General features: G+C 38.1%; 13 protein-coding genes and 1 tRNA gene. 3 read left to right on the forward strand and 11 right to left on the reverse strand.

Annotated elements, in window-relative coordinates:
• Positions 1–22: 22 nt before the first annotated feature.
• Together IGL49_RS09000 and IGL49_RS09005 are read right to left on the reverse strand one after the other, a co-directional pair.
• Positions 23–1,354: a hypothetical protein gene (locus IGL49_RS09000; protein ID WP_104855087.1), complete on the reverse strand. Its 1,332-nt coding sequence runs from the start codon at positions 1,352–1,354 to the stop codon at positions 23–25.
• A 112-nt stretch (positions 1,355–1,466) separates the two neighbouring features.
• On the reverse strand, positions 1,467–2,018 hold the full coding sequence (locus tag IGL49_RS09005; protein ID WP_002376638.1) for a helix-turn-helix domain-containing protein: 552 nt from the start codon (positions 2,016–2,018) through the stop codon (positions 1,467–1,469).
• Between the two features lie 213 nt (positions 2,019–2,231).
• Between IGL49_RS09005 and IGL49_RS09010 the strand changes: the two genes are divergently transcribed.
• Together IGL49_RS09010 and IGL49_RS09015 are read left to right on the forward strand one after the other, a co-directional pair.
• Positions 2,232–2,939 carry an AzlC family ABC transporter permease gene (locus IGL49_RS09010; protein WP_104855086.1) on the forward strand — a complete coding sequence of 236 codons (708 nt, stop codon included), beginning with the start codon at positions 2,232–2,234 and terminating at the stop codon, positions 2,937–2,939.
• Complete coding sequence (locus IGL49_RS09015; RefSeq protein ID WP_104855085.1) at positions 2,926–3,252, forward strand: AzlD domain-containing protein; 327 nt, start codon at positions 2,926–2,928, stop codon at positions 3,250–3,252. The genes IGL49_RS09010 and IGL49_RS09015 overlap by 14 nt, the downstream gene beginning before the upstream one ends.
• 48 nt (positions 3,253–3,300) lie before the next feature.
• Here IGL49_RS09015 and IGL49_RS09020 read toward each other — a convergent pair.
• Positions 3,301–3,373, reverse strand: a tRNA-Thr gene (locus IGL49_RS09020).
• Between the two features lie 158 nt (positions 3,374–3,531).
• On the opposite strand from IGL49_RS09020, the gene IGL49_RS09025 reads away from it, so the two are divergent.
• Entirely contained in the window at positions 3,532–3,768 is a 237-nt protein-coding gene (locus IGL49_RS09025; RefSeq protein ID WP_002381528.1) for a hypothetical protein, read from the forward strand.
• Between the two features lie 73 nt (positions 3,769–3,841).
• Here IGL49_RS09025 and IGL49_RS09030 read toward each other — a convergent pair whose 3' ends face one another.
• The 8 genes from IGL49_RS09030 to IGL49_RS09065 form a co-directional block, all read right to left on the reverse strand.
• Positions 3,842–4,114 carry a membrane protein gene (locus IGL49_RS09030; RefSeq protein WP_002356625.1) on the reverse strand — a complete coding sequence of 91 codons (273 nt, stop codon included), beginning with the start codon at positions 4,112–4,114 and terminating at the stop codon, positions 3,842–3,844.
• A gap of 98 nt (positions 4,115–4,212) precedes the next feature.
• A complete protein-coding gene (upp, locus tag IGL49_RS09035; RefSeq protein ID WP_002356624.1) occupies positions 4,213–4,842 on the reverse strand; it encodes a uracil phosphoribosyltransferase in 630 nt (209 codons plus the stop codon).
• Between the two features lie 131 nt (positions 4,843–4,973).
• Positions 4,974–6,212, reverse strand: coding sequence for a serine hydroxymethyltransferase (glyA, locus tag IGL49_RS09040; RefSeq protein ID WP_002356623.1), 1,239 nt, complete (start codon positions 6,210–6,212; stop codon positions 4,974–4,976).
• Positions 6,213–6,287: 75 nt separating this feature from the next.
• A complete protein-coding gene (locus tag IGL49_RS09045; RefSeq protein WP_104855348.1) occupies positions 6,288–7,310 on the reverse strand; it encodes an L-threonylcarbamoyladenylate synthase in 1,023 nt (340 codons plus the stop codon).
• 43 nt (positions 7,311–7,353) lie between these two features.
• The gene (gene prmC / locus IGL49_RS09050) at positions 7,354–8,187 is read right to left on the reverse strand and encodes a peptide chain release factor N(5)-glutamine methyltransferase (RefSeq protein WP_104855347.1); all 834 of its coding nucleotides are present in this window, start codon (positions 8,185–8,187) and stop codon (positions 7,354–7,356) included.
• Positions 8,180–9,253: a peptide chain release factor 1 gene (prfA, locus tag IGL49_RS09055; RefSeq protein ID WP_002356619.1), complete on the reverse strand. Its 1,074-nt coding sequence runs from the start codon at positions 9,251–9,253 to the stop codon at positions 8,180–8,182. Before prfA ends, prmC begins: the two co-directional genes overlap by 8 nt.
• Positions 9,254–9,264: 11 nt before the next feature.
• Positions 9,265–9,849, reverse strand: a complete 585-nt coding sequence (locus IGL49_RS09060) for a thymidine kinase (protein ID WP_002356618.1) — start codon at positions 9,847–9,849, stop codon at positions 9,265–9,267.
• Between the two features lie 226 nt (positions 9,850–10,075).
• On the reverse strand, positions 10,076–11,593 hold the full coding sequence (locus IGL49_RS09065; protein ID WP_033917852.1) for a flavocytochrome c: 1,518 nt from the start codon (positions 11,591–11,593) through the stop codon (positions 10,076–10,078).
• Between the last annotated feature and the right edge of the window lie 3 nt (positions 11,594–11,596).

Genomic DNA, 11,596 nt, shown 5'->3' on the forward strand with positions numbered 1-11,596 from the left:
TTTTTTTATGAATATTTGTAAATTATCGTTTCTTTTGACGAAAAACGACCACGAAATAAACTGCAATAAACAATAACACTAAGAGCGAGTTACTATTTTTAATGAAAGTTAAAAATTGACTTGTTTGCATTGAAATGCCTTTGTCGCCAGTCAATTCTAATAAAAATTGTGTCGTGCCACCTTTGCCTACTACAGTGACTAACATAAGCGCCATCAAAATAAATTGATGGAATAAACTCCCTTTTGTTTGTGTTGTATATTTGATAAGGATGCGGCTATCTTTAGGCAAATCTGTCTCTTGATAATATCGCCTAGCTAAAAAGCTGTTCAATGTGCTTTTGAAAAAACTCAAGAGAAACAGGCCTAAAATAGTCCACGAAGTAAGAAGTAATATTCCCAAACTTCCCGCCAGACCAACCATCGGTATGTTGTTTGACCATTGTTTCGTTTTACTAGCTACAATCATTGCAAAAATCATCCCTAAAACATAAGGTAAATAGAGATAGATGCCCATGTGAGCTCTGCCGTAAACCCCTGCAACATAAATGGAACCAAATAAAAATAAATAGTTCCCGACAATCCCGTTAATCAAGGTCGCAAGATTCATTTCTAACGATACTTTATACGCGCCGCGTTTGCCATAATGACTCACGAAAAGGACAGCCACCACAAAGAAACAGCAGGCACCAACAATCGCATAATCAAATTCCACCGCATTCGTTAATAAGCGACCACTTCTTAATAAAAGTAATAACACAAAAAAGATAACAAACAGAATTAATTCTTTTCGTGAAACTTCTGCTGATTCTTCTTCTAGCTCGTTTAATGAAACAGGATAGCTCTTGATTGCTACTAAAGCAACCAGAAAATAGAGCGCGTACACCAATAACGCCAGTCCAATCTCAGTCGCTTTAAAAAATAAAGCGCCAAATAAAACAGCGGTCAATAAGACTGTCGTTAAAAGATTGCTATGACTGATTTTTTGACCTTCTTCTTTTAAGAAAAAGCGAATTGATTGATTACTTGGTGGCAACAACGCCCCACTAAGTCCTAACAACATTCCTGAAATACTATAAAGCGGGAAAGAATAAGCGCCGGCAATCCCAATTAAGGAGCCTGCCAAGCCTAACAATAGAGAAATCTTTAGTAGACCTAGACTAGTTAAAGACAAATTAATTCCTCGAACTAGAAAAATGCCTGTCATACGCAATGTATAAAATAAGACAAATGGTAAAATTGTTAAAAGGTTGTGTCCATCACTCAATTGAATGTAAAGTAAATAAGGCACAACAATAATCGTATTACTTAGTAAACTTAATGCTGTATTACCAAGACTTTCAATTTTTTTATTCATTTTGACCTCTTCTTTTATCTTTCATTTTCTATTATTTTTAGGGTAGCATTGTTTACTTTTTTTGTCCATAAAATAACAGATGTAGCAATTTCCTAATGTCTATTTCCCACTGTTACGTATAATAGTTAATGACGACTGCTTGGACTTTCTCTGTTCCGTCATTTATATACGTGTGTACTTGATTAGCATCAAAATACATAGCGGCGTCTTTTGGAAGAAGGTATCTCTGACCGCCCACTTCAATAGCTAATGTTCCTTGAATAACCATGACATATTCTGTCGAACGTTTTGAATGCCCAACAGCTTGATACTTTTTCCCTGGATCTAATTCAAACTGAAAGAGTTCAAAGTTTCTTTCTTGGTTGTCTGAGTAGTAATTAAAGACTCGATAGGAGTGATCTTCAGAATGTTGTGTTACCGTCTCAGTTTTTTTAACCACGGGATTTTCTTTAACATAATCATCTTCTAATAAATACGTATATGGAACATTGAGACCATTACTTATTTTCCAAATTGTATTTATGGTAGGGTTGGTGGTTCCTTTTTCAATCTGCGAAAGCATCCCTTTACTCACTCCGGTTATCCCAGCTAGTTCATCTAACGTAAGTTTTTTTTCTTGTCTAATTTTTTTTAAATTATTGCCAATAATTGTATTAATCTCCAAAATAGTTGCTCCTTCTGTTTCTTTTTATCATCTAAAAGTTTAATATATTGAACAAAAGTATTCTTTATTGTATTATACAATATATATCTTAGTTGTTCAAAAGGAGTGGTTAATCATGAAAACGCTCATTCGCTCGTTGTGTCTTATTATCGAAGGTCTAGATTTTCATACACACGTGTTTAATTTTTATACAGAAAGAAGGAAAAAAAGAGAATGAACCACCAATTAGATGCACGCACTGGCATTCATGAAGCCTTGCCAACGGTTTTTGGCTATATTGGTATTGGCATTGCTTTTGGTATCGTCGGACAAGCAGCAGGTTTTTCCCCTCTTATGGTTAGTGCGATGTCGTTTTTTATTTTTGCAGGATCTGCTCAGTTTGTAACAGTTAGTATGTTGACTGGCGGCAGCCCTATCTTATCTATTGTGTTAGCGACTTTCTTAGTAAATGCGCGTATGATTCTTATGGGAATGACCATTGCACCTTACTTTAAAGCCGAATCTCTCGGTAAAAATCTCTGGTTGGGAACCTTACTGACGGATGAAAGTTTTGCACTAGGAATGAACAAATTAAACCACACCAAAGGACTTTTAAGTTTTGAGTGGTTTAATGCTGCCAATTTGATTTCCTATGCAACTTGGGTCTTTTCGACGATCATCGGTGCCTATCTAGGGCGCTTTATTGCAAATCCTCAAGCACTAGGTCTTGAGTTTGCGGTCGTGGCTATGTTCATTGGTTTACTCTATCTGCAAATAATTAGTGATCGTTCCATGAAAATCGCTTTACAACTCATCATGGTCCTGATTACTTTTGGGTTGATGTCTATTGGTCTAATTTTTATTCCCAGTAATTTAATTGTCTTAGTTGTCACGTTAATCGGTTGTGGAATAGGAGTGATGATAAAACATGCCTTCTTCTGAGTATCTCTTTTTAACAATTTTAGGCTGTACCGCTGCAACTTGGCTTTCAAGAATACTGCCATTTTTACTTTTAAAAAAAGTCAGCCTGCCACAGAAATTATTAGAATATCTAAGTTTTGTTCCCATTGTGATTATGTCCGCCTTATGGTTTAGTAGCTTATTTGAACAAAGAATGGGGCATTTACCAAGCCTCAATCTTCCTTATTTATTTGCTTCATTCCCTACCATTTTAGCCGCAATACTTACTAAAAACTTATTGATTATTGTAATTGTAGGTATTGCTTCATTTGCACTAATCCAATATTTTATCTAAAAAAACAGACAGGCACTACCATCTGGTAGTGCCTGTCTGTTTTTTAGATGCCAGCTGCAGGGATCGAACCTGTGACCTACGCGTTACGAGTGCGTTGCTCTACCAACTGAGCTAAGCTGGCCTGAAACAAATCTATTATAGGACTTTCTACTTTATTTGTAAAGTCTGTTTGTTATTTATTTATGCAAAATCTCTTTAAAATAAGCCAAATAGCGACTTTACAAACTTTTTTCTGAAAATGTGGTATAATAGAGATATCAAGAAAGGATGGTTTTTTGTATGTCAAATTTTAATGGTATGGTTACTCCTGTTGTTCCATCGGATGCTGGTAAGGATTTCGCCGTTGACACCCATGTTACTTTTCTTGTTCACGGACAGCCACAAACAGGCGTTGTTACGAAACAATTAAAAAATGCCGCTGTCGTCGAAATTGACGAAACGCAAAAAAACAATCACTTAATGGTGCACAGCAATGGTGTGATTGTTATTAATTACAAACAATTGAAAAAGATTTAATTCTTCAAGCGTGGGAAATTTCCCCCGCTCTTTTTTATGTACAGAATTGGAATACTTTCCAATTCGTCGGAAACTATAATGCTGTAATAAAAGCGAAAAAACCAAAAATAATTCCGGGCACATTAGCAAAAATAATGGACTTATCTCGTGTTTCTCCATCGTCTCCATATAACCCATGAATCGTCCAAAAAATACAATTAATCATTGCCACTAATGGTTGCGTCGGATTGCCTTTTTCCCCATGTAAATTTCCATAAATTTGTGGAATATATGAAACATACATCAAAACTGACATCACACTAGCAATCACAGCGATAGCGTGTAAGACTTTTTTATTCTTTTTCATAGCTCCTCCTTTGTTTTTTTATTATACACCTAGAAAAGTTCTTTAAGCAAAAGAAAACCGTTAGTAACCATAATCGGTTATCTAACGGTTTTTTGTTATTATTTTGTTCCGAATAAACGGTCACCAGCATCCCCTAAACCAGGAACGATATAGCCGTCTTCGTTTAAGCGCTCATCTAAAGCTGCTGTATAAATATCTACATCTGGGTGCGCTTCTTGTAAAGCTTTCACACCTTCTGGAACGGCCACTAGACATACAAATTTAATGTTGCTAGCACCACGTTCTTTTAATGAATCGATGGCCATAATTGCGGAACCACCTGTTGCTAGCATTGGGTCAACAACAAATAATTGACGACTTGCAATATCTTCAGGTAATTTCACAAAGTATTCATGTGGTTGCAATGTTTCTTCATCACGGTAAAGTCCAACGTGTCCAACTTTCGCTGCTGGAATTAATTCTAGAATCCCATCAACCATGCCAATGCCGGCACGTAAAATAGGAATGATTGCTACTTTTTTTCCTGAAAGTGTTTTTTGTGTTGATTTACCCATCGGTGTTTCGATGACAACATCCTCTAAAGGCATATCCCGTGATACTTCATAAGCCATTAACATAGCAATTTCGTTGACAACTTCGCGGAAAACCTTTGTCCCACAGTTCTTTTCGCGAATCATTGTTAGTTTGTGTTGAATTAGCGGATGATCAATTACTTGAAATTTTCCCATATCTATTCTCCTTCATTATTTTATTCTTTCTTATTGTAAAACAAAAGAGCCTAGGACACAAGTTGAATTCCTTAAATCCTAAGCTCCGACTCTTATTTGTTCAGAGAATCGCGCTTCAGCTATCTCTGATGTTAGTTATATAATGGATATTTTTTTGTTAGCGCTGCTACAGCTGCTTTGACTTCATCATGAACTGCTGTATTTTCTGGATCTTTTAAGACTTGAACGATTAATTTGGCAACTTCTACCGCATCTTCTTCTTTAAAACCACGTGAAGTAATCGCAGGCGTTCCAATACGGATACCACTTGTTTTAAAGGGACTTAATTGTTCAAACGGAATTGAATTTTTATTGACAGTAATATTTACACTATCTAAAATAGCTTCTGCTTCTTTTCCATTTAAACCAAAACCTGTCACTTCAATCAGTAATAAGTGGTTGTCTGTTGCCCCACTAATTAAACGAGCTTCTGGGGCTTGATTGAAAACTTTCGTCATCGCTTGCGCATTTGCAATCACTTGCTGACTATATTCAGCAAAACTTGGATCCAATGCTTCTTTAAAAGCTGCGGCTTTTCCAGCAATCACATGTTCCAATGGACCACCTTGAATACCTGGGAAAATACTACTATTTACTTTTTTCGCCAATTCTTCGCTATTTGTCAAAATTAAACCGCCACGAGGACCACGCAATGTTTTATGGGTCGTACTTGTTACGATATCAGCATACGGAACTGGGTTTGGATGCAACCCTGAAGCTACCAAGCCTGCAATATGCGCCATATCAACCATTAACTTGGCATCTACTTCATCAGCGATTTCACGGAAACGTTTGAAGTCAATCGTCCGTGAATACGCACTTGCGCCAGCAACAATTAGTTTTGGACGATGTTCTCTTGCTAAAATTCGCACGACATCGTAATCGATTACTTCTGTTGAAGGATCCACTCCATAACTGACAAAATTATAGGTTTTTCCACTAAAGTTAACGGGCGAACCATGTGTTAAGTGACCACCAGCTGATAAATCCATCCCCAAAATGGTATCACCTGGTTCAACCAATGAAAGGTATGCCGCTGTGTTGGCTTGAGAACCTGAATGGGCTTGTACATTCGCGAATTTTGCGCCAAATAATTCTTTGGCACGATCAATAGCTAAATTTTCTACGATATCGATAAATTCACAACCACCATAGTACCGTTTGCCAGGGTAACCTTCTGCGTATTTATTCGTTAAAATACTTCCTTGGGCAGCCATAACCGCTTTTGACACGACATTCTCAGATGCGATTAGTTCCAAGTTATTTTCTTGGCGCTCTTCTTCTCTTGCAATTGCATTCCATAAATCTGGGTCATACGTTTTGTAATCCATTCAAACAACACTCCATTTTGTTTTCTTTTGTCTGATTGTATCATACTTCTGTGTCAGCTTCGTTACAAATACCTCTTATTTTTCAAAAAATTTTTGATTAGCTGATTTTTTCAAGCGATTCATGTAAGCAGTGCCTAAACCAGTTTCTGCAAATCCTTGTGCAAAAATTGTGGTAGCTCCTTGCTCATCTAACGCTCTTAACCCTGCAAATAGTTCTTTTGTGGCGTTTTCAACCGTTTCTGTGCCATAAGAATAAACAAATACATTTTCTGTATCTAGTTGTGCTGCCTGCTCATCACTTAAAAATAAGCCGATTTTTTGCTTTTGTTCTTTTGCTTGTCGAATCGCCGCTTGCCAGTCTGCTGTTTGACCGCTTATAATCCAAACTTCCGCATCAGGAGAATAGTGTTTGTATTTCATCCCTGGCGCTTTGGGTGCTGCAGTTTCACTAATCAAATGTGTATCGATTTTCACTTGGGGAATAATGCTTTCCAACTGCTCTTTGGTAATTGCTCCTGGTCGTAAAATAACTGGCACACCATCTTCCGCCGTTAAATCTAAGACCGTTGATTCCACCCCAATCTGTGTTGGGCCATCATCTAATATAGCAGCAATTTTCCCCTGCAAATCATGATAAACATGCTCTGCAGATGTTGGACTAGGCTTGCCAGAAGTGTTCGCACTTGGTCCGACCAATGGAACATTGGCTTGTTCAATCAAGGCTAAGGTCGCTTGGTTATCTGGCATACGAAAAGCGACTGTCTCTAAACCACCTGTTACTGTTTTAGAAAATGTATCGCTAGTCACATTAAATATTAAAGTTAATGGTCCCGGCCAAAAGGCAGACACCAATTTTGTAGCGACTTCTGGTAAGGTCGCTACATATTTTTTGACCATTTCAACGTTGTTCACATGAACAATCAATGGATTATCACTGGGACGGCCTTTTACTTGGTAAACTTTTTTTACTGCCGCTTCATTTAAGGCATCGGCACCTAAGCCATAAACAGTTTCTGTTGGAAAAGCCACTAGCTCGCCTGCTTGAATGGCTGCTGCTGCTTGGGCTATTTCTTGTTTGGTTAATTTTTTTGTTTCCATTGCAAATCGCTCCTTCTAGAAAAGTGGCGACGAAGAGCCTTGGTTATTCGGCTATCGCGAGACGATCGTTGCCAGATAAATCTTTTTCAATTTGAATTGTTTTTTGTGGATAGGCGGCGCTCAATAATGCTTGGAGGGCCGCGCCTTGTTGAAACCCTATTTCAAAATAAATTTTACCATCTGCTTTAAGCATCGTTTGACTTTCATGAATTAATTGTTGGTATAAGGCCAAACCGTTATTTTCAGCGAATAAAGCGGTTTTAGGTTCATACGTTCGGACGCTTGCATCCATTAAAGGCCATTCTTGTTCACTAATATAGGGCGGATTAGAAATAAGCAGATCAATTTTTTCAGAAGCAACTGGCTGTAAGCCATTCCCCTGATAAAATTCGATGCCAGCACCTAATGCTTGCGCGTTTTGTTTAGCGACAGTCAACGCTTCCTCTGAAAGATCAATGGCAATAACTCGCCAGTTGGGCCGTGCCAGTTTCAAGCTAATCGCAATGGCCCCTGTCCCTGTTCCGACATCCACGACCGTCAAAGGAGTATCTGGATTGGCTTTTAAGCAACGCTCGACTAATTCTTCTGTTTCTGGTCTAGGAATCAAAGTATGTTCATTAACAATAAAGGAATGTCCATAAAATTCAGCTTGTCCCAGTAAGTATTGTGCTGGGTAATCTGTCAATAATTGGGCTAAATCCGTTTTTAATTGTTCCTCTTCTTCTTTGGGCATTTCTTCTTGCATGTGCAGGAGCCACTGCGTTTTATCCCAACCTTTACGTTCTAAAAAAACATAGCGAATAGCATAGCCTTCTTTGCCTTGCGCCTCTAAAAAAGAAGAAGCCCAGTTAAGGACTTCAAAGTAACGTTTAGCCATTTTGCATCTCTTCTAATTTCGATGTTTGATCATATAAGACTAATGCATCAATGATTTCGTCTAATTTACCAGCAAGAATCTGGTCTAGTTTTTGGATGGTTAAACCAATACGATGATCCGTTACTCGATTTTGTGGGAAGTTATACGTTCTGATTCGTTCTGAACGATCTCCAGTCCCCACCGCCGATTTACGGTTAGCATCATATTCACTTTGTGCTTCTTGTTGAATTTGGTCATACACACGCGCACGCAAAACTTTCATTGCTTTTTCACGGTTTTTTAGCTGTGAACGTTCATCTTGCATTGCGACCACAATCCCTGTTGGTAAATGGGTTAAACGAACAGCCGAAGCGGTTTTATTGACGTGCTGTCCACCAGCACCACTTGCATGATAAATATCGACACGGATATCTTTATCAGCTAATTCGATTTCGACTTCTTCCGCTTCCGGCATAACTACAACGGTTGCTGTCGATGTATGAATCCGTCCTTGTGATTCTGTCGAAGGAACTCGTTGTACGCGATGAGCGCCACTTTCGTATTTTAATTTTGAAAAGACGTTATCACCAGAAATCATCATAATTACTTCTTTATATCCACCGATTCCAGTAACATTCGCTTCTAAAACTTCCGCTTTCCACCCTTGTGCTTCTGCATATTTTTGGTACATATTAAATAAGTCACCAGCAAAAAGTGCGGCTTCATCGCCACCAGCTGCACCACGGATTTCCATGATGATATTTTTATCATCGTTTGGATCTTTTGGTAATAATAAAATTTTAATGCGGTCTTCTAACACTTCTTTTTCTTTTTTCAAATCAGAAAGTTCTTCTTTCGCCATTTCGGCCATTTCCGCATCTAAGTTTTCACTTAAAAGTTCTTCGGCATCGCTAATCCCTTCAACAACTTGTTTATATCGGCGATAAACCTCAACCGTCTCACGTGTATTAGCTTCTTCCTTTGATAATTCCATGAAACGTTTTGTATCGCTAATGACTGCTGGGTCACTTAATAATTCGCCCAATTCCTCATAGCGATCTTCAATAGATTGTAATTGATCGTACATAGTGTCTCTCCTTACTGTTCTTCATTCACTGTTTTTGGATGAAAATAATGTTTGCGACAAACAGGATAGTAGGCCTCATTCCCACCAATTTGGACTTGATCCCCTTCATAAACGGGTTTGCCATCAATATAATGCAAGTTCATAGTTGCTTTTTTGTGACAGAACCAGCAAATCGTTTTTAATTCTTCTAATTTGTCTGCATATAAAAGTAAATACTTTGAGCCTTCAAATAATTCATTTCTAAAATCATTCTTTAGACCAAACGCCATTACTGGAATATCTAATTCGTCAACAATTCGTGCAAATTCAATGACATGATGCTTGTTTAAAAATTGACATTCATCGACTAATACGCAAAAAGGTTTGTAAGACAAATCATTAATCAAGTCAAAGACATTGGTTTCTTCAAAAATTGGAATAGCATCTCTGCGTAATCCGATGCGACTGGATACTTTCCCAACACCATCACGTGTATCTAGTCCACTGGTCATCAAAACAACTGGTTTGTCTTGTTCTTCGTAATTGTGTGCTACTTTTAAGATTTCAATGGTTTTACCACTGTTCATTGCGCCATACTTGAAAAATAATTGAGCCATGTTCACTACACCTTTCCGTTAGTTCCTTACGTATTTTACTATATTTTCAGCAAAAAAGCAGTATTTTTAGCTAAAATGGTCGTGCATTTTTCTGAAAAAAACAGAATCTACGCCAAAGTCATTTTAGCAGGGTGGTTTATACTCCAACCAATGATCCTGCTAGTGAGCAATAAAAAAGCCCGAAATTGTAATTATTTGACTACAATTTCAGACTTTTTAATGCTAGTTATTTTTGAGCAGAGGCAAATTCTGCTGATTGCGTACCTGCTTGACGACCATAAATGATAATATCGGCGATGGCATTGCCTCCGATACGGTTTTGGCCATGTAAGCCGCCTGTTAATTCACCAGCAGCATATAGACCTTTAATTGGTGTGCCATCTTCACGTAAAACTTCTGTTTTCGTATTGATTTTCACGCCACCCATTGTGTGGTGAATCCCTGGTGCAATTTTAATTGCGTAGTAAGGCGCTGTGCTTAGGTCAGCTTCCATTCCAGTTGTCCGGCCAAATTGTTTGTCATCTTTGGCATTAACATCTTGGTTCCAAGTATCAATCGTTGCTTTCAATGTATCAGCAGGCATGTCAATTTTTTCAGCTAATTCTTCAATCGTTTCACCTTTTTCCACGAAACCTTTTTGATCATAGAAATCAATGGCTTTCGCACGGTCACGCACGCCTTGGTCAAAAACTAAATAAGCTGATTTTTCTGGTAAGGCATTGATTGCTGCAGAAACTTTGTCGCGTGTATCTAACTCATTAACAAAACGTTCTCCTTTTTGAGAAGCTAAGATTGCGCCTTCTCCACGAACTGCTTCACCAATTAAGAAAGCATCGCTTTGTTGAACAGTTGGGTGAATTTGAATTTCTTTCATATCCACTAACGCACCGCCAACTTTTTGAATCATTTGGATACCGTCACCTGTTGTTCCTTCTTGGTTCGTTGTAACATAGTTTTTCAATTCTGGTTTGTATTGTGTAATTAATTTTTCGTTGGCACCGAAACCGCCTGTTGTGACAACGACTGCTTTTGCTTTAACTGTTTTTTCTTTATCATCTTTCATTTTCACTTTTACGCCATCGATTTGACCGTTTTCTTCAACTAAGTCTGTGACGTCAGCATCAACAAACAATGGAATTTTTTCTTCGCGAACGTTACGTACTAAACCGTCAACTAGATAGCCCCCAATTGCTGATCCGTCAGCAGGTCGGTGTGTGCGTTTTTCGCTCATTCCACCTGTAATCGTTAAATTGCTCAATGTAATTCCTTTTGTATCTAACCAATCAATTGCTTCAGCTGAATGATCAACAAAATAACGTAGTAATTCTTGATCGTTGGTTCCTTTACCGCCTTTTAGTGTTTCTTCAAAGAATTTGTCGTTACTATCTTTAATGCCTTCTTTTTCTTGGAATTTTGTTTGTGAAGCATTCATTCCTGAAGACGATTTAATCGTATTCCCACCGGCAACAGGCATTTTTTCTAGAATAACTGGATTCATGCCAGCTTCTTTGGCTTGTAATGCAGCGGTCATTCCCGCACCACCTGAACCAACAATAACAACATCATAACTGTCTTTTAGTTCACTTGGATCTGTATAACCATTAGCAGAGGCACCAGATGTTGCTTCTGTTTTTTCAGAAGACGCTTTTGTTTTACCAGCGGCTTTTTCTTGATCGCTTGTACAACCTGTTGCTGCACCTAATAATAACCCTAGGGAAAGAACTCCCATTAACACTTTTTTCATTGT

The sequence above is a fragment of the Enterococcus sp. DIV1337a genome (assembly GCF_051712285.1).
In the GTDB taxonomy this organism is placed as follows: Bacteria; Bacillota; Bacilli; order Lactobacillales; family Enterococcaceae; genus Enterococcus; species Enterococcus faecalis.

Bases quoted from the DNA above. Each gene is read 5' to 3' on its own strand.
- IGL49_RS09000 (WP_104855087.1), bottom strand. From the start codon at position 1,354: ATGAATAAAAAAATTGAAAGTCTTGGTAATACAGCATTAAGTTTACTA.
- IGL49_RS09010 (WP_104855086.1), top strand. From the start codon at position 2,232: ATGAACCACCAATTAGATGCACGCACTGGCATTCATGAAGCCTTGCCA.
- IGL49_RS09015 (WP_104855085.1), top strand. From the start codon at position 2,926: ATGCCTTCTTCTGAGTATCTCTTTTTAACAATTTTAGGCTGTACCGCT.
- IGL49_RS09025 (WP_002381528.1), top strand. From the start codon at position 3,532: ATGTCAAATTTTAATGGTATGGTTACTCCTGTTGTTCCATCGGATGCT.
- IGL49_RS09030 (WP_002356625.1), bottom strand. From the start codon at position 4,114: ATGAAAAAGAATAAAAAAGTCTTACACGCTATCGCTGTGATTGCTAGT.
- upp (WP_002356624.1), bottom strand. From the start codon at position 4,842: ATGGGAAAATTTCAAGTAATTGATCATCCGCTAATTCAACACAAACTA.
- glyA (WP_002356623.1), bottom strand. From the start codon at position 6,212: ATGGATTACAAAACGTATGACCCAGATTTATGGAATGCAATTGCAAGA.
- IGL49_RS09045 (WP_104855348.1), bottom strand. From the start codon at position 7,310: ATGGAAACAAAAAAATTAACCAAACAAGAAATAGCCCAAGCAGCAGCA.
- prmC (WP_104855347.1), bottom strand. From the start codon at position 8,187: ATGGCTAAACGTTACTTTGAAGTCCTTAACTGGGCTTCTTCTTTTTTA.
- prfA (WP_002356619.1), bottom strand. From the start codon at position 9,253: ATGTACGATCAATTACAATCTATTGAAGATCGCTATGAGGAATTGGGC.
- IGL49_RS09060 (WP_002356618.1), bottom strand. From the start codon at position 9,849: ATGGCTCAATTATTTTTCAAGTATGGCGCAATGAACAGTGGTAAAACC.
- IGL49_RS09065 (WP_033917852.1), bottom strand. From the start codon at position 11,593: ATGAAAAAAGTGTTAATGGGAGTTCTTTCCCTAGGGTTATTATTAGGT.